Raw genomic sequence first — 17,556 nt, 5'->3', positions numbered from 1 at the left:
GGTTGTTACCCGAAAACTGTCTTAAAATTGCGGTAAATTGCCTTTGCAACAGCCTTTCCGATCCAGCCATGTGCGGGGGCGGCATCTGGTCCCAGGGTCGGGCGTTGGACAGGGGGCGAAGGGATTGCCATAAATTCCAGCGATATGAACCAGGACCCTGGACGGGGTCGTCACAAGAAACGGATGGTCATTCCCATGGCTGATACGCAGTTCGACCTCGTCGTCATCGGTGCCGGTCCCGGCGGTTACGTCGCCGCCATTCGCGCCGCCCAGTTGGGCATGCGCGTGGCCTGCGTGGAAAAGCGCAAGACGCTGGGCGGCACCTGCCTGAATGTCGGCTGCATTCCGTCCAAGGCCCTGCTGGTCGCGTCGGAAAAGTACAGCGAGGCCAGGCACCATCTGGGGGCCTTCGGCGTGAAGGTGTCGGGCGTGGAACTGGACCTGCCCGGCGTCATGAAGCACAAGGACGATGTGGTGAAGTCGAACGTCACGGGCGTGGATTTCCTGTTCAAGAAGAACAAGATCACCCGTTACACGGGCCTGGGCTCCATCAAGGCCCCCGGAATGGTCACCGTCACCAAGGATGATGGATCGACCGAGGACGTGACGGCCCGGAACATCCTGATCGCCACGGGTTCCGACGTTGCCCCCCTGCCGGGCGTCACCATCGATGAGAAGCGCATCGTCTCTTCCGACGGCGCCATCGCGCTGGACGCCGTGCCGGCGCGCATGGTGGTCATCGGCGGCGGCGTCATCGGCCTGGAGCTGGGGTCGGTCTGGCAGCGGCTGGGCGCGAACGTGACGGTCGTGGAGTTCCTGGACCGCATCCTGCCGACCATGGACGGCGAGGTGTCCAAGCAGATGCAGCGCATCCTGGCCAAGCAGGGCATGTCCTTCAAGACCTCCACCAAGGTCACCGGCGCCGTGACCGGGGGAGAGACCGTGAAGCTGACGCTGGAGCCCGCCAAGGGCGGCGAGGCCGAAACAGTGGAAGCCGATATCGTGCTGGTCGCCATCGGCCGCCGCCCCTATACCCAGGGTCTTGGCCTGGAAGCCGTCGGCGTCGAACTGGATGATCGCCGCCGCATCAAGACCGACCATCATTTCCGCACCAACGTGCCCGGCATCTGGGCCATCGGCGACGTGGTTGCCGGTGCCATGCTGGCCCACAAGGCCGAGGAGGAAGGTGTCGTCGCCGCCGAGGTGATGGCCGGCCAGTCGGGCCATATCAACTATGACGCCATCCCCGGCGTCGTCTACACATGGCCCGAAGTCGCCGCCGTCGGCAAGACGGAGGAGCAGTTGAAGGCCGAGGGTGTGGCCTACAAGGCCGGCAAGTTCCCGTTCATGGCCAATGGCCGTGCCCGTTCCATGAACGCCACCGATGGTTTCGTGAAGATCCTGGCCGACGCCAAGACCGACCGCATCCTGGGTGCCCATATCATCGGCGCCTCGGCCGGGGAAATGATCGAGGAACTGGGCCTGGCCATCGAGTTCGGCGCCTCTGCCGAGGATGTGGCCCGCACCAGCCACGCCCACCCCACCCTGACGGAAGCCATCAAGGAAGCGGCCCTGGCGGTCGATGGCCGCCCGATCCATATCTGATCGCCGGAGGCATCCGGTCAGCAGGACCGGTATACCAACTTGCGATGAGTAGAACTCATCGCAAGTTGGTCCGGCGGCGACTGCCACAGCACCGCTCGTGCGGCGTCGCCCGCGCCAACGAATGTTGGCGCGGGCAATTGAGGGTGGTGACCAGAACCTATAGGTTCTGGTCACCGCAAAATAGTATAAGGGGGCCGGGGCGGCAACGTCCCGGCCCTTTCCTTTTCACCGGCCCCATGGGAACCGGCGCGGGACCGGCATCAGGCCGAGAGGCGTGGACCCGTCAGGCCGATATTGAGAACACCGCCCAGCGCCCCGCACTGGCCCGTGCAGGCCGCCACCTCCGACAATATCCAGTCGCGGAAGGCCTTGATCTTCGGTTCTTCCGCCCGCCGCTGGCTGCTGACCAGCCAGTAGGACCGTTCGGTCGACAAGATCAGGTCGGGGAAAGGCTGGACCAGCCGGCCGGACACGATATCCGCTGCGAAGAAGGCCGGGCAGACCAGCGCCACGCCCTGGCCCATGACAGCGGCCTGGCCCGTGATGGACTGCACATCATATTGCGGGCCGCCGCGCAGCCTGTCGACCGCCACGCCGGCCAGGGCGAACCAGCCGTGCCAATAGCGGACATCGTCCACCTGATCGTAATCCAGCAACGGCAGGCCGGCCAGATCGGACGGATGGCGGATGCCGCCCGCCCGCTCGGCCAGGACGGGGCTCAGCACCGGTGTCAGTGTATAGTCGATCAACCGTTCGGCCCGCGTACCGGGCCATTGCCCCTTGCCGGCACGGATGGCGATGTCGAACCGCCCGTCCAGATCACCCAGCGCCACCGAACTGTCCAGCCGCACGGCCAGATCCGGGTGACGCAACTGGAAATGACCCAGCCGCGGCACCAGCCAGTGCGAGGCGAAGGTGGACAGGGTGGTGACGGTCAGCACCTTGTCCTCCGCCGCGTCGGTCAGCTTGTACATCGTGGAGCGGATGCGGTCGAAGGCATCCTGCACCGCCCCCTGCAGCTCCACCCCGGCGGCGGTCAGCTCCAGCCGGCGGGTCAGGCGCCGGAACAGATCCCGGCCGATATGCTCCTCCAACTGCCGTATCTGATAGCTGACGGCGGCCTGGGTCACGGCCAGTTCATCGGCGGCACGGGTGAAGGACAGGTGCCGCGCGGCCGCTTCAAAGGCCCGCAGCGCGTTCAAGGGTGGCAGCCGCTTGTCCATCATCCCCCCATGCACAAAAACAGCTTTTGCATCCTATCCGGATTACTCGTTTGTCGTCCAGGCTGGTTTCAGCGAAATTCGGGGTGTGACAGCGACCCGTGCATCCGCCGCGGTCCGGATAAGGAATAGCGATAATGCAAAAGCTGGATTTGGCCCATGGGGCGGCATCGCCGCTCCAGACCCCCTCCCTTGCCTGCACCGTGCCGCCTTCCCGGCGGGCAACGGCCCTGGCCGGGCTGGCCGGTCAGTTGCACCTGGTGCTGACGGAGCTGCTGGCCGGTGAAAGCTACCGCACCGGCATCCCGCCGCACCTGCATCGCGACGTGGGCCTGGGGAAATAGCCGGCACGCGCGCTCAGGTCGGGTCGGGCGACTTCGTGCGCATGGTGACGAACTCCTCCGCCGCCGTGGGGTGCAGGCCGATTGTATTGTCGAAATCCTGCTTGGTGGCGCCGGCATTCATGGCCACTGCCACACCCTGGATCATCTCCGGCGTATCGGCCCCGACCATGTGGCAGCCCACGACCTTCTGCGAGGCACGGTCGACCACCAGCTTCATGAAGGTACGCTGGTCACGGCCCGAAAGCTGATGGCGCATGGGCTTGAAATTGGACCGGTAGACATCGACCCCGCCGGGCAGGCTGTCGCGGGCCTTTTCCTCCGTGATGCCGACGCTGGCAACGGGGGGCAGGGAGAAGACGGCCGTGGGGATATTGTCATAATTCACATCGCGCTGCCGGTCGCCATAGAGGCGGTCGGCCAGCACATGCCCTTCGGCCAGGGCCACGGGGGTCAGGTTCACGCGGTTGGTGACGTCACCCAGGGCATAGATGCCGGGAACGGAGGTCTGGTACTGGTCATCGACCTTGATGGCCCCGCCACCGTCCATCTCCACGCCCAGCGCCTCCAGCCCCAGCCCCTGGCTCATCGGCTTGCGGCCGATGGCATAGACCACGGCATCGCATTCCAGCGGCGTGCCATCGGACAGATGCGCGATCAGCCCGCCTTCCACCTTCTCGATCCGGTCGATGATGGCGTGGGTGCGCAGGTCGATGCCGGCCTTGCGCATTTCGTCCGCCGTGAAGTCGCGCACATCCTTGTCGAAACCGCGCAGGATCTGGCTGCCGCGGTAAAGCTGCGTGACCTTGGCACCCAGGCCATTGAACAGGCTGGCGAATTCCAGGGCGATATAACCGCCGCCGGCCACGACGACGCGGCGCGGAAACTCCTTCAGATAGAACACCTCGTTGGAGGTGATGCCATATTCCTTCGCCCCCGGCTGGTCCGGCAGCTCCGGCCAGCCACCCGTGGCAATCAGGATGCGTTCCGCCGTCACGCGCCGGCCGTCCACCTCCACCGTGTGGGGGCCGACAATGGTGGCCCGTCCTTCGAAGATCGTCACACCGGCCCCCTGCAACAGGTGGCGATAGATGCCGTTCAGCCGGGCGATCTCCTTATCCTTGGCGGCGATCAGGGCTTGCCAGTCATGGATGGGCTTGCCGACCCGCCAGCCGAATCCGGCCGCATCTTCCAGCGCCTGGCCATATTCCGCGCCATACACCAGCAGTTTCTTCGGCACGCAGCCGACATTGACGCAGGTCCCGCCGAAATACCGCTCCTCCGCCACCGCCACCCGCGCACCGTGACCCGCCGCGATGCGCGATGCTCGCACCCCGCCTGAACCGGCCCCAATGGTGAACAGGTCGAAATCATACTGGGCCATGGCGGAAATGTTCCTCAAGGTTGGTGGCTGTCGCCGTGCATATGGGATCGGATCAGGGATGGCCGCAAGGGCGGGGCCGGGTTGCGGGGCCGGCAGGACGGGTGGGGACCTGCCAATCCGTCCCGTGCCGGGTGGCTGGTGCGCCGACGCGGGCGCGGGCCACCAACAAGGGTCATCTGTCCATGACCCCGGATTTCACGCCCCGCCCCAGGCCACGAAATGGGGGTTCAGGAAGGTGGGTGCCTTGCCATAGGGGAAGGCTTCGCCGTCCAGCAGCGTCAGGCTGCCGCCCGCGCCCAGCAGCACGGCATGACCGGCCGCGATGTCCCATTCGCAGGTGGGGCCCAGGCGGGGATAGACATCGCCCACGCCTTCCGCCACGCGGCAGAATTTCAGCGAGCTGCCGGCCGCCACCCTTTCCGCCACGCGCCGGCCGGTCAGGAACGCCTCCACCGCCGCATTGTCGGCATGGCTGCGCGATGTCAGAACCGTCAGGCCCCGGGCTGGCACGGCGCGCACGGCGATGGGCGCGTCCGGCTGCCCGGGCTGGCCGCGCACCGCCGTGCCGGGGCCGGCTGCGGCATAGACCGTCCCGTCCACAGGCAGCATGACAACGCCCAGTACGGGCTCCCCGCCCTCGATCAGGGCGATGTTCACCGTGAACTCGCCATTGCGCTTGATGAACTCCTTGGTTCCGTCCAGCGGATCAACCAGCCAGAAGGTGCCGCCGCTGATGTCGGGAATGCGGCCGGCCGCCACCTCCTCCTCCGTCACGACGGGGATATCAGGGGTCAGGGCGCGCAGGGCGGCCAGGATGATGGCGTCGGCCTCGTTGTCGGCCGCGGTCACGGGGCTGCCGTCAGCCTTGGCCGTGGCGGCGGCTCCGGCGGCGTAATGGCGCAGGATGGCGCGGGAAGCCTGTTCAGCGGCCGCACGCACGGCCGGCAGCAGGCCAGCCCGTTCTTCTGTCGTCGTCATGGGTTCTTCACGCCGCGCGGGCGGCCCCGGATTGGTTGATCAACCGCCACAGCGTCTCCGCCGTGGCCGGCATGTCGATATGGGTGACACCATGGCCGGACAGCGCGTCGACCAGGGCGTTGATGATGGCCGGGCAGGCACCGATGGCCCCCGCCTCGCCGGCGCCCTTCATGCCCAGCGCGTTGGTGGCGCAGGGAACAGGCCGCAGCGCGAAATCGATCATGGGCAGAAGATCGGCCCGCGGCATGGCGTAATCCATGAAGGACCCCGTCAGCAACTGGCCGCTGTCGGGATCGAACCGGATCAGTTCCAGCAGCGCTTGGCCCGCCCCCTGGGCGATGCCGCCATGCACCTGACCCTCCAGCAGCAGCGGGTTCATGACCGTACCGAAATCATCGACGACGGTGTAACGCTCGATGCGCGGCACGCCCGTTTCGATCTCCACCGAGATTTCCACGACATGGGTGCCGTTGGGAAAGGTTTGGGCCGGCGGTGCCCAGCGGGCCTTGGCCCGGAAGGCCAGGCCGTCGGCATCGGCCGGGGCGGCGGCGGCCACCTCGCGGAAGGAGGCGAAGCGGTTGGTTCCGGCGACGGCAAAGCCGCCCCCCTCCCCCGTCACCTCGAACCGCACCTCCTCCTCCGGCGCTTCCAGCAGGCGGGCCGCGATGGGCGTGGCCAGCTTGATGACGCAAAGCGCGCCGTCCCGCACGGCCACCCCACCCACCGGCACGCTGCGCGACCCGCCCGTGCCATAGCCGAAGCTGATCACGTCGCTGTCACCCTGCACCACGGTGACCTGTTCGGGCGCGATACCCAGCATTTCGGCGATGACCTGGCTATAGGCTGTCTCATGCCCCTGGCCGTTCGACTGCGTGCCGATCAGCAGCCGGACCGACCCGTCCGGGCCGATCAGCAATTCGGCCTGTTCCGGCGCACCGCCGGAACAGGCTTCGATATAGGTGGCGATGCCCAGGCCCAGCAGGCGTCCCCCGGCCAGGGCCTGGGCCCGCCGGACCGGGAAGCCGTCGCGGTCGGCGCGCAGCAGGGCGGCATCCAGCGTGCCGGCGAAATCCCCGCTGTCATAGACATGGTCCAGACCGGTGGCATAGGGCATGGCCGATGCCGGGATCATGTTGCGGCGGCGGAATTCCGCGGGATCGTCGCCGATCTCCCGCGCCGCCTTGTCGATCAGCCGCTCGACCAGATAGGCCGCCTCCGGCCGGCCGGCCCCGCGATAGGCGTCCACGGGCTGGGTGTGGGTGAACACCCCCCTGACACGGGCGTATATGGCCGGTATGCGATAGACGCCGGACAGCATCCGGGTCTGCCCCTCGGTCTGGATATAAGTGGCGAAGTTGGAAAGGTAGGCGCCCATGTTGGCGATGATGTCGGCCCGCAGGCCCAGGATGCGCCCTTCCGCGTCCAGGGCCAGTTCGGCACGGGTGATATTGTCGCGGCCATGGTCGTCGGACAGGAACGCTTCGGACCGGCTGCTGGTCCAGGCCACGGGCAGGCCCAGCCGCCGCGATGCGAAACAGGCCAGCACATATTCGGGATAGCAGAACAGCTTCATGCCGAAGCCGCCGCCCACATCGGGGGTCACGACGTGGAAATTCTCCTTCGGCTCGGCAAAGGCGGCGGCCAGCAGGCCGCGCATGTCATGCACGCCCTGGCTGCCCAATGTCAGGCGTGTGCGACCCGTCGTCCCGTCATGCCGGGCCAGACAGGCCCGCCCTTCCATCGGGTTGGCGGACAGCCGGTTGTTGATCAGATCCAGCCGCACGATGCGGGCAGCCGCGGCAAAGGCCGCATCGGCCGCTGCCGCATCGCCCTTCTCCCAGTCAAAGCAGAGATTGCCGGCCACGCCACCATGCACCTGTGCGGCACTGCCCAGGGCGGCGGCCGCATCGGCCACGGCGTCCAACGGTTCGTAATCAACCATCACGGCTTCCGCCGCATCCATGGCGGCGTTCAGGTCGTCGGCCACGATGAAGGCCACCGGCTCCCCCACATGGCGGACGAAGCCATCCGCCAGCACGGGCCGGTGCTGCATGGCCAGCCTTGTACCGGGACGTACCTTCAGCGATGCGACGCAGGGGATGGGCCGGATGCCGGCCTGTGCCAGATCCGTGGCCGTGATGATGGCCCGCACGCCCGGCATTGCCAGCGCGTCGGCAGCGTCGATTCCATGCAGTGCGGCGTGGGCATGCGGGCTGCGCAGCACATAAGCGGCAAGCTGCCCTTCCACCCGCACGTCATCGGTATAGCGCCCGGCCCCACGCAGCAGACGCGCATCCTCGGTACGGGAAACAGGCTGTCCGATACCGAACCTGGTCATGGGCGCGTTCTCCTGGGACTGACGCGACGCAAAGGGAGCGCGATCATAGGCCATGGAACGTGCGGGGCAACAGGTTGTTTTAAGCGGGGCCGGCTACTCGCCGTCATCCTGACTGTCGACATGGTCGCGCAGCACAGCATTCATCCGGGCCTGCCAGCTCCTGGCATCCCCGCCATTGCGCTTGAACCATTCGATCAGGTCGGCGTCCAGCCGCACCGTGACATTGGTCTTTTCCCGCCGCACGGGGCGCAGGGACGTACCGGCATCGCCCCACAGGCGACGTTCCCGGTCGCGTGGTTCGTCAAGGCCCAGAAGGGCGGCCCTCTCGGCCGCCGTCAGCAGAACTCCCGATGGAAAAGACAATGCTACCTCCCGCCGGCATCGGTTTCCCGGCCCTGTTCGCATGATGCCCCTTCCCTTCAACGATGGAGTCTACAGCCGGTTCCATTTCCCTGCCTGTGACATTTCTCACACGTTTTTGCATGGAAACGCCTGCCGCGTCCGGCCGCTTGCTGTAAACTGCCTCTGAAGCGAGGTTGGGAGCGGTGGCATGTGCGGGCGTTTCGTGCAGAAGAACCTGAAGGATCTGGCCCAGGCATTCGATGCGCGGCTGCGTGCCGACCTGCCGGCCCGACTGCTGGCTCCCCGCTATAACATCGCTCCCACGGCGGAAATCGGGGTGATCGGACTGGACCGGGCGGGGGTGCGATCGGCCACCGCGATGCGCTGGGGCCTAGTGCCAGGCTGGGCCGATGATGCCACGGGGGCCGCCCGCATGATCAATGCGCGCAGCGAGACGGCGGCCGAGAAGCCGTCCTTCCGCGAGGCCTGGCGGCACCGCCGCGCCGTGATCCCCGCCGACGGCTTCTATGAATGGCCCCAGCAGGGCGATCGCAAACAGCCCTGGTTCGTATCCCGTGCCGATGGCCGACCCATGGCCTTCGCGGCATTGTGGGACATCTGGCGCGGCGGGGAGGCACCGCTTTTCACCTGCTGCATCCTGACGACCGCCGCCAACGATGAAATGGCGCGCGTGCATGAACGCACGCCGGTGGTGCTGGCCGACGAGCAGGCCATTCACCGCTGGCTGGACCCGGCCACGCCGGAGATATCCCGCCACGGCCTGATGCGGACCCCGGCCAATGGCAGCCTGCTGCTGCGGCCCGCCACACCGCTGGTCAATGCCGTGCGCAATGACGGTCCGGAACTGCTGGAACCGGTGCAACGCCCGGCCGCTGCGGGCGGGGTCCTGCTGTGAGGGCGGCCGCAGGAACCCTGCTGGCCGCCCTGCTGCTGGCCATGCTGCCCGCAGCGGCACAGGACAAGGCCGATGCCCCGACGCGGGGCATCGGCACGGCGCTGGAAGGCGATCTGGTCAGTGTCAAGGGCCAGGAATTCAGGCTGTACGGCATCGACGCACCGGACAAGGGCCAGACCTGCGTCAATGTGAAGGGCCGGGAATATGATTGCTTCTCCCTGTCGAAGGAGGTGCTGCGCCGCCTGATCAACGACCGGGAGATCGAATGCACGCCCCATGGCAAGTCACCGCATACGGGACCCAAATTCGCCATCTGCCGGGCAGAGAACGGGGACGACCTGGCCTTCGCCATGGTCCAGCGCGGCTATGCCCTGGCTTATCGCGCCCTGTCACCAGCCTATATCTCGGTGGAGGCGCGGGCCATCTCCTACCGGCGGGGCCTGTGGGCCGGACGGGTGGAGCCGCCCTGGCTGTGGCGGTCGCGGCAAACCGCCGAACAGTTGCAGCAGATGCGCCGGCCCGCCCCCCAGCCATGAAGACGGGAAAGCCCGAAAAGCGAAAAAGCCGCGGGCACGGGGGCCAGCGGCTTTTCAGGAACCGAGAGGATGGTGGGCGCGGCAGGGATTGAACCTGCGACCCCCGCCGTGTGAAGGCGATGCTCTCCCGCTGAGCTACGCGCCCATCCGTCGTCGGTGGAGCGGGCTTATAAAGGGGGTGTACCGGACCTGTCAAAGGGAAAATTCGGGCCGGTGCCGATTTTCTTCACCGCCCGCCCGCGGGAACCCGGCCGCGGCACCTTGCAGCCGGCCCTGCCGTGATCCATCTTGAAACCATCGCCGCCCCCATCATTGGAAGGCCGAACCGATATGCCGACCCCCGCCGCCGCCCGCCCCGCACTGGCCGCCGCCGCCCTGTTGATGCTGACCAGCGGCGCGACCGCGCAGGAGGTGGCCGAACCCGGCGGCCTGATGCTCGTCTATTCCGTGCATGTCGGGGGATTGCATGTGCTGGATGCCAGCGCACACATGGACATGGATGATGACGGCTACCATGCCGGCCTGTCGATGCAGACGGAGGGTATCCTGGGGCGCATCGCCAGATGGAAGACCGATGTTCGGGCCCGCGGCGACCTGGCGGCCCCCCTGCCCCGCCCCCACCAGTTCACGGCACATGGCAGCTGGCGGGACGAGCCGAGGCTGACCACGATGGACTATACCCCGGACGGCACCCCCACCCTGACATTGGCCGATCCGGCGCCGGAGAAGGACCGGGAGCCGGTGCCCGCCGCCTTGCGGCAAGGGACGGTGGACCCCGTCAGCGCCATCGTGGCCGTGCTGGACCGGGTGGCACGGACGGGCGACTGTGATTTGACCGTCCCCGTCTATGACGGGCGTCAGCGCTACAACCTGATCTTCGCCACACGCGGGCAGACGGTGCTGGAAGCCAGCAGCCTGTCCGTCTATGCCGGGCCGGCCACGGAATGCACCGCCCGTTACGAACCGCTGGCCGGCCGCTGGAAGGAGAACCGGCCCCGCCGGGAGCGCGGCGGGGACAACCGGCGTGACACGCCCGTGACGCTTTTCATCGCCCCCGCCGTGGAAGGGGGCCCTCCCGTACCCGTCCGGCTGGAGGCCGACAGCAATCTGGGGGCCGTGAAGCTGCACCTGTCATCGGTACGCCAGCCGGGCTGAACCGCTTCCCCCATCAGGCCAGACGGGCCAGAGCGGCCGGCAGGTCCGCGAAACGGTCGATGACGGCATCGGCACCCAGATCGGCCACGGACATGCGCGGATAGCCGTAGGACACGGCTACCACCGGAACGCCCGCGCCGCGCGCCGCGGCCACATCATTGGCATTGTCCCCCACCATGACGGCCCCGTCCGGCCCGACACCCAGCCGGTCCATGACCCAGCGGAGCGGGGCCGGGTGCGGCTTGCGCTGGGCGACCGTGTCGCCACCGGCCACGGCATCGAACAAGGCGGCCAGCCCCAGTTCGGCCAGCAGGTCCCGGCTGATGCCGGCCGGCTTGTTGGTACACAGGCCCAGCCGGTGGCCGGCATGCCGCAATGCCGCCAGGGTCTCCGTCACCCCCGGGTAAAGGCAGGCGGGATCAGCCGGCAGGGCACCATAAAGGGCCAGGTACCGTTCCGTCATGGAAGGCAACGCCTCAGCCGGCAGGGACGGGCCCGTCGCCGTGAACGCCTGGTCGACCAGGCGGGCGGCGCCATCGCCGATCATGGCCTTGACCGCGGCCAGCGGCAATTCCGGGCGGCCCTGCCCGGCCAGCAGCCGGTTAAGGGCCAGGGCGATATCGGGGGCGCTGTCGATCAGGGTGCCGTCGAAATCGAAGATCAGGGCGGGAAACCGCATGGTCACGTTCATCTTTCTTGCCGTTCCGCTTGGCCTGGCCGGGGGGCCATGTGCTACACCGGCCAGAATAGCCAACCAGCCGACCGGCCCGCCACCCATGACCGCACGTCCGCTTGCCTGCATCATCCTTGCCGCCGGCAAGGGTACACGCATGAAATCAGCCCTGCCCAAGGTGCTGCACCCGCTGGGCGGTCGACCGATGGTCGCCCATGTGATGGCCGCCGCGCAAAGCCTGTCGCCGGAGCGCATGGTCATCGTCGTCGGGCCGGGCATGGATGATGTGGCGGCAGCCGTCGCCCCGCACCCGACCGTCGTGCAGGAACGGCAGCAGGGCACGGGCGATGCCGTCATGGCCGCCATGGGCGAACTGGCCGGCTTCACGGGCGATGTGCTGGTGCTGTACGGCGATTCGCCGCTGATCACCCCGGCCACCCTTTCCGCCATGGTCGCGGCGCGGCGCGGACCGGCGGACCCGGCCGTGGTCGTCCTGGGCATGCGGCCAGCCGATCCCGGCGCCTATGGCCGCCTGATCCTGGGCGCCGGTGGCGGGCTGGAACGGATCGTGGAATTCCTGGACGCCACGGCCGACGAACGCGCCGTAACCCTGTGCAATGCCGGCTTCATGGCCTTTGACGGTGCCCGCATGGCCGGCCTGCTGGCCGGTATCGGCAATGACAATGCCAAGGGGGAATATTACCTGACCGATGCCGTCGCCGTGGCCCGCGCCCGCGGCCATGCCTGCGCCGTCGTGGAAGGCCCTGTGGAGGATACGGCCGGCGTCAACAGCCGGGCCGAACTCGCGGGGATCGAGAAAATCTTCCAGGCCCGCCTGCGCCGGGCCGCCATGGACAATGGAGCCACGCTGCTGGATCCCGACACAGTCTATTTCGCAGCCGACACGGTGCTGGGCCGTGATGTGACCATTGGCCAGCATGTCGTGTTCGGCCCCGGCGTGACCGTGGCCGACGGGGTGGAGATCAAGCCCTTCAGCCATCTGGAAGGCGTGGTGGTGCGAAAGGGCGCCATCATCGGCCCCTATGCCCGGCTGCGGCCCGGCAGCGACGTGGGCGAAGGGGCCCATGTCGGCAATTTCGTGGAACTGAAGAATACCAACCTGGGGCCAGGCGCCAAGGCCAACCACCTGACCTATCTGGGTGACAGCGACGTGGGCGGTGGTTCCAACATCGGTGCCGGCACCATCACCTGCAATTATGACGGGGTGCTGAAGCACCGGACCCGCATCGGGGACGGGGCTTTCATCGGCACCCATTCCACGCTGGTTGCCCCCGTCAGCATCGGTGACGGGGCCTTCACCGCGGCCGGCAGCGTCATCACACGGGAAGTGCCGGCCGGTGCCCTGGCCATCAGCCGCGCGCCCCAGCAGGAAAAGCCCGGCTGGGCCCCCCGTTTCCGCGCCGCCAAGCTGGCCTTGAAAGCCAAGCTGGCCCGCAAGGAGTGACAATATTCCCGGTGACCGGGTCGGTCACCGGGGGCCTTTCTATCCCAATGCCCCGATCCCGTCACAAACTCGCCCCCCGACCGGCACATCGCCGTTAAGAGGGCGACAATCATTGCACGCTACAATCTTCCTATCCTGAACAGGGCAAGCGGGGGAGGTGGCAATGTCCCGGATCATGGACAAGGCATATGCGGTCAAGGACCGCTTGCTGACGGTCATCCTGTGGGCCGGCCTGCTGGCCGCCGCCTGGTCGCTTCCCGTGCTGGACCGTATCCAGGCCCATGCCGAACGGGAGAGGATGCAGTCGGGCTATTACTATACGGCCCGGCTTCCCGCCGATGCCCAGCGGGCCGCGGCACAGGATGAGCGGCAGCCCGAAGCCCGCCGCTGACGCCATCACCATACTCCCGACGGCCCGCCCCCTGACCGCGTGGCGGATACCGGCCGCGTTCGGCTTGAACTGTTTCCCCCCAAAACACATCAATCGATAAGGCCTATGACAACATTGCCATAGGCCGACCAAGGCAGATCGCATGCGACAGGCGTGGGTGCCTCAACAGGTGTCCGCGGTGCGGTTCTGCGCATGGACAATAAAGAACAAAAATCTCGGGACGCATTTCCACATAAAATCTGGGGGACAGATGAGAAAGAGCAGATTCCACATGCTGATCGGCGCCTCGACTTTGGCGCTGGGCATGACGGGGCCGACCATGGCCCAAACGAATACAGTGCCGGATCAAACCGAGCAGACCTACGAACTGACGGAAATCATCGTCACGGCCCGTAAACGAGCCGAAAACATCATGAAGACGCCGGTTTCCGTCACCGCCGTGACGGCAGAGGAGATTGAACAGCGGGGTATCGCGTCGGTCCAGAACCTTTCCGAACAGACACCCGGCTTCAACATCAATAACAACTTCTCCGGCCGTGGCGACCGGTCTTTCCAACAGTTGATCCTGCGTGGCTTCACGCCCGCCACCACCGACAGCACGCCGGTGGCGACCTTCATCGACGGCGTTCCCGTTTCCTCGCCCACCGCGGTGATGAGCGTGTCCAGCCCCGAGCGGATCGAGCTGCTGCGCGGCCCGCAATCAGCCTATTTCGGCCGGAATACCTTCGCCGGCGCGCTGAATGTGGTGAACAAGCAGCCGGGCAATGATTTCAGCGGCAGCGTGACGGGCATGATCGGCACCCACGCGAACCGCCGCATCCAGGGCGAGCTGGAAGGCCCGCTGGTGGAGGACAAGCTGGCCTTCCGCATTGCCGGCGACTACAACACCAAGGACGGCACGTACAAGAATTATGCTGACCGGTCCCAGACGCTGGGAGATCAGTCATCGCGCAACGCCAACCTGTTGCTGGTCGCCACGCCCAGCGACAACCTGACCATCAAGGCCTTCGGCCTGCTGTCCCGTGACAAGGATGGCCCTGCCGCCCTGGGCCTGATCAGTGCCACCGCCGTGACCGACAGCACCGGTCGCGTCGTCGTACCGGGTCAGGCGAATTGTGTCCTGGGGGGCTTCAACCCGTTCATGTGCGGCAAGGTGCCGTCATTGCCCGCCACCACGCCCGCCGGCAATTACGATGTCGACAGCTTCGTGACCAATGCGCTGGCCACGACGACGAACCGTCTGATCGACCCCGATGACAGCGTTGACACTTATGGTCTGGTGCGTGACTACCGGCATGCCCATCTGGTCATCGACTATGAAATCCCCGACAGCAATTTCATGATCAGTTCGCTGACCGGCTATAATCACGAGGAATGGGCCTCGCTGTCCGATATCGGCAATTACGACAGCACCGGCATCCCCAATCCCAACTACACACCGGGCAGCGGCCTGCGCAGCTATTTCAGTTCCGCCTATCTGGTGGAGAATATTTCCAAGGATTTCTCCCAGGAAATCCGCACCAGTTATGATGATGGCGAAGCGCTGCGCTTCGTGGCCGGCCTGTCCTACCTGAGTGCGAATGGCCGCCGCACGGTGGACACGCTGGACAACATGATCCAGACCCAGCAGGTCACACCGTCGGGCAAGACGGAATCCAAGACCTATGGCGGCTTCTTCGGCGTCACCTACGACATCACCGACAAGCTGACCGCCAGCGTCGAGGGCCGCTATCAGATCGACAAGCTGTATGCCTACATCTCGCCGCTGGCCGATGTGGTGGTGACCGACAGCACCTTCGTGCCGGCCGGCACCTATGCCGCCGGATCGAAGCTGGCCGAACAGACATACAAGAATTTCCTGCCCCGCCTGATCGCCCAGTACGAATGGACCGACGACGTGATGACCTATGCGTCGGTGGCCAGGGGCGTGAACCCGGCGTCGCTGAATTCCGGCGTCGTCACCTATACCGGACAGGCGGCAACCATCGCCAAGAGCCTGGGTATCGAACTGTTCGTGAAGCCGGAGAAGGTCACGACCTATGAACTGGGCCTGAAAGGTACCGCGGTCGACAATCGCCTGCGCTACAGCGTTGCCGCCTACTATTCGCAGTGGCGCGACCAGTTGAACCAGTTGCTGCAGACCTATGTCACGGAAACCGGCGGTTTCGGCAGCCTGTTCGGCACCGTCAATAGCGGCAATACGGACATGAAGGGCCTGGAATTCGACAGCAGCTTCCGCCTGACCAGCATGATCACGCTGACGGCGGCCGGTGCGCTGAATGACAGCAAGATCAAGGATTACAGCGCCCCGCTGGTCACTTTCCTGGTCGGCAGCACGGATTTCTCGGGCAATGAGCTGCCGGCCACCTCCAAATACTCGGCCGCCGGCGGCGTGATGTTCAATGGCGATTTCGCCTTCCGGCAGGATGCAAGCTGGTTTGCCCGCATCGACTATAACTACAAGTCCGGCGTCTGGGCGGACGTGGCCAATGTGCTGAAGACCCGTGAGACACACATCTTCAACGCCCGTGCCGGTGCCACCATCGGGGCAGTGTCGTTCGATGTGTTCGCCAACAACCTGTTCGACAGCCGCCGCTATACGACCGTCAATAACAACATCCTGTTCACGCCGGCACCGTCCTTCACCTATTCCACGGTGAATGTCGGCCTGCGCGACGGCCGCACCCTGGGCATCCAGGCCAAGTACAAGTTCTGACCGTGAAACCATGCCCATGGGGACAGCCTTGTCCCCATGGGCATGGTGCCGCCCGGCCCTTGCCCCGCCGGTGGCGCAGCCCCCAGGACAGCGCCAACGCCAATCAGGAGCGACCATGCGCCAGCTTTTCCTTCCCCTTCTTGCCACCCTGCCTCTGCTGCTGGGTGTGCAGGCCGCCGCTGCCGCGGACCTGCCTGCCTGCGAGGAGCGGAGCTTTATGCAGCCCCCCTTGTTCTATCCGTCCGTTGAGCCGCAGCCCGATGGCCGCGTGACCTTCCGGCTGTGTGCCAAGACCGTGCGCGAGGCGCGGGTCATGGCCGGCGAGGTGAACGGCGTGCCCAACGGGCTGGACGGGACACCGCCCGGCCTGCCCATGAGCCTGGACGACAAGGGCTACTGGCAGGCGACGACGACGGCCGCCGTCGACCCCGGCATCTACACCTATGCCTTCCGAGCGGACGGCCTGCGCATCCCCGATCCGCAGGCCAAACGCTTCTCCGAAGGGTTCGGGGGGCCGCAATCCATCTTCGAAATCCGGGGCCCGGCCATCGCCGACCAGTTCTACAATGCCCAGGTGCCGCACGGCCTTGTTTCGATTCTGGAATACCCGTCGGCCAGCCTGGGCATCACGCGCCGCGCCCATGTCTATACCCCACCAGGCTACGAGGCGGGGGGCAAGGAACGGTACCCCGTGCTGTACCTGGTCCATGGGTACAGCGATGCCGACGATGCCTGGGTGCAGAAGGGCAATGCCAACGCCATTCTGGACAATCTGATCGCGGCCGGCAGGATCAAGCCGATGATCGTGGTCATGCCGCACGGCCACACGCCGGAACGCGACGGCGTGGCGGGAATGGAGAATACCGATTTCGGGACCGACCTGCACAAGGACCTGATCCCCTATATCGACAAGCATTTCCGCACCCAGGCCGGTCCCGGAAAACGGGCCATGGCCGGCCTGTCGATGGGCGGCGCGCATACGATCCAGTTCGGCCTGCCCCGCCCCGACCTGTTCGGCGCCATCGGCATCTTCAGCATCGGCCTGTTCGGCGAGCAGGAACAGAAATACCGGGATACTAATGCCGACGCCCTGAAGGCACGGGCCAAGGCCGGGGGCCCCGTCTATCTAGCCGTCGGCAAGGAGGATTTCGTCATCAACATGGTCCCGCCGCTGCGCCGGGTCATGGACGATAGCGGGATCAAATACACCTATGAGGAGACGGACGGCGGCCATACCTGGACCAACTGGCGCGACTATCTCGGAAAGTTCCTGCCGCTGCTGTTCCGCTGATCCGGAGCCGCCGCAATGGCGGGCTCCTGATCCGGTCCCTCCCCCGCCCCATGGCTGGAAAGGCGGGACCGGGTGGCCCCCGTGCCGGGGAGGGAGAGGGGGAGCCCCCTCCCGCGTTGCCAGCACAGCGCCTCTTCCTTTCCGGCGCGGGCCCGCCACAAGCGGGACCCGTGTCACGGATTCCCCCGATGTGACTTGTACCAGC

Annotated in this window: 15 protein-coding genes and 1 tRNA gene; 9 read left to right on the top strand and 7 right to left on the bottom strand. The window is 66.3% G+C overall.

What is annotated here, in order from left to right; all coding sequences use genetic code 11:
* Window positions 1-195 precede the first annotated feature (195 nt).
* Complete coding sequence (gene lpdA / locus ACM9LZ_RS06350) at window positions 196-1,605, top strand: dihydrolipoyl dehydrogenase (protein ID WP_416618507.1); 1,410 nt, start codon at window positions 196-198, stop codon at window positions 1,603-1,605.
* A gap of 260 nt (window positions 1,606-1,865) precedes the next feature.
* Here the strand turns inward: lpdA and gcvA are convergent, their stop codons facing one another.
* Window positions 1,866-2,831 (bottom strand): transcriptional regulator GcvA, encoded by a 966-nt coding sequence (gene gcvA / locus ACM9LZ_RS06345; protein WP_416618506.1) that lies wholly within the window; start codon window positions 2,829-2,831, stop codon window positions 1,866-1,868.
* A gap of 131 nt (window positions 2,832-2,962) precedes the next feature.
* On the opposite strand from gcvA, the gene ACM9LZ_RS06340 reads away from it, so the two are divergent.
* A complete protein-coding gene (locus ACM9LZ_RS06340) occupies window positions 2,963-3,169 on the top strand; it encodes a hypothetical protein (protein ID WP_416618505.1) in 207 nt (68 codons plus the stop codon).
* Between the two features lie 13 nt (window positions 3,170-3,182).
* Here ACM9LZ_RS06340 and gor read toward each other — a convergent pair whose 3' ends face one another.
* The 4 genes from gor to ACM9LZ_RS06320 form a co-directional block, all read right to left on the bottom strand.
* Window positions 3,183-4,550, bottom strand: coding sequence for a glutathione-disulfide reductase (gor, locus tag ACM9LZ_RS06335; RefSeq protein ID WP_416618504.1), 1,368 nt, complete (start codon window positions 4,548-4,550; stop codon window positions 3,183-3,185).
* A gap of 195 nt (window positions 4,551-4,745) precedes the next feature.
* Entirely contained in the window at window positions 4,746-5,528 is a 783-nt protein-coding gene (gene cysQ, locus ACM9LZ_RS06330; protein WP_416618503.1) for a 3'(2'),5'-bisphosphate nucleotidase CysQ, read from the bottom strand.
* Window positions 5,529-5,535: 7 nt separating this feature from the next.
* Entirely contained in the window at window positions 5,536-7,866 is a 2,331-nt protein-coding gene (locus tag ACM9LZ_RS06325; RefSeq protein ID WP_416618502.1) for a xanthine dehydrogenase family protein molybdopterin-binding subunit, read from the bottom strand.
* A gap of 93 nt (window positions 7,867-7,959) precedes the next feature.
* The gene (locus tag ACM9LZ_RS06320; RefSeq protein WP_416618501.1) at window positions 7,960-8,229 is read right to left on the bottom strand and encodes a BrnA antitoxin family protein; all 270 of its coding nucleotides are present in this window, start codon (window positions 8,227-8,229) and stop codon (window positions 7,960-7,962) included.
* A 187-nt stretch (window positions 8,230-8,416) separates the two neighbouring features.
* On the opposite strand from ACM9LZ_RS06320, the gene ACM9LZ_RS06315 reads away from it, so the two are divergent.
* Window positions 8,417-9,124, top strand: a complete 708-nt coding sequence (locus tag ACM9LZ_RS06315; RefSeq protein ID WP_416618500.1) for an SOS response-associated peptidase — start codon at window positions 8,417-8,419, stop codon at window positions 9,122-9,124.
* Window positions 9,121-9,660, top strand: a complete 540-nt coding sequence (locus ACM9LZ_RS06310) for a thermonuclease family protein (RefSeq protein WP_416618499.1) — start codon at window positions 9,121-9,123, stop codon at window positions 9,658-9,660. The genes ACM9LZ_RS06315 and ACM9LZ_RS06310 overlap by 4 nt, the downstream gene beginning before the upstream one ends.
* A 70-nt stretch (window positions 9,661-9,730) precedes the next feature.
* Here the strand turns inward: ACM9LZ_RS06310 and ACM9LZ_RS06305 are convergent.
* A tRNA-Val gene (locus ACM9LZ_RS06305) sits at window positions 9,731-9,805 on the bottom strand.
* A 185-nt stretch (window positions 9,806-9,990) separates the two neighbouring features.
* Here ACM9LZ_RS06305 and ACM9LZ_RS06300 point away from each other — a divergent pair.
* Window positions 9,991-10,815 carry a DUF3108 domain-containing protein gene (locus ACM9LZ_RS06300; RefSeq protein ID WP_416618498.1) on the top strand — a complete coding sequence of 275 codons (825 nt, stop codon included), beginning with the start codon at window positions 9,991-9,993 and terminating at the stop codon, window positions 10,813-10,815.
* A gap of 13 nt (window positions 10,816-10,828) precedes the next feature.
* Here ACM9LZ_RS06300 and gph read toward each other — a convergent pair whose 3' ends face one another.
* The gene (gene gph / locus ACM9LZ_RS06295) at window positions 10,829-11,506 is read right to left on the bottom strand and encodes a phosphoglycolate phosphatase (RefSeq protein WP_416618497.1); all 678 of its coding nucleotides are present in this window, start codon (window positions 11,504-11,506) and stop codon (window positions 10,829-10,831) included.
* 85 nt (window positions 11,507-11,591) lie between these two features.
* Between gph and glmU the strand changes: the two genes are divergently transcribed.
* The 4 genes from glmU to ACM9LZ_RS06275 all read left to right on the top strand — a co-directional run bounded on the left by glmU (window position 11,592) and on the right by ACM9LZ_RS06275 (window position 17,351).
* Window positions 11,592-12,953, top strand: coding sequence for a bifunctional UDP-N-acetylglucosamine diphosphorylase/glucosamine-1-phosphate N-acetyltransferase GlmU (glmU, locus tag ACM9LZ_RS06290; RefSeq protein ID WP_416618496.1), 1,362 nt, complete (start codon window positions 11,592-11,594; stop codon window positions 12,951-12,953).
* Between the two features lie 163 nt (window positions 12,954-13,116).
* Window positions 13,117-13,344, top strand: a complete 228-nt coding sequence (locus tag ACM9LZ_RS06285) for a hypothetical protein (RefSeq protein ID WP_416618495.1) — start codon at window positions 13,117-13,119, stop codon at window positions 13,342-13,344.
* 250 nt (window positions 13,345-13,594) lie between these two features.
* Window positions 13,595-16,060 carry a TonB-dependent receptor gene (locus tag ACM9LZ_RS06280; RefSeq protein ID WP_416618494.1) on the top strand — a complete coding sequence of 822 codons (2,466 nt, stop codon included), beginning with the start codon at window positions 13,595-13,597 and terminating at the stop codon, window positions 16,058-16,060.
* Between the two features lie 115 nt (window positions 16,061-16,175).
* Window positions 16,176-17,351: an alpha/beta hydrolase-fold protein gene (locus ACM9LZ_RS06275; protein WP_416618493.1), complete on the top strand. Its 1,176-nt coding sequence runs from the start codon at window positions 16,176-16,178 to the stop codon at window positions 17,349-17,351.
* Window positions 17,352-17,556 lie beyond the last annotated feature (205 nt).

The organism is Niveispirillum fermenti, from assembly GCF_048066175.1.
In the GTDB taxonomy this organism is placed as follows: Bacteria; Pseudomonadota; Alphaproteobacteria; order Azospirillales; family Azospirillaceae; genus Niveispirillum; species Niveispirillum fermenti.
Note: the sequence above shows the minus strand (reverse complement) of the source record. Positions and strands in the feature narration are given on the sequence as shown.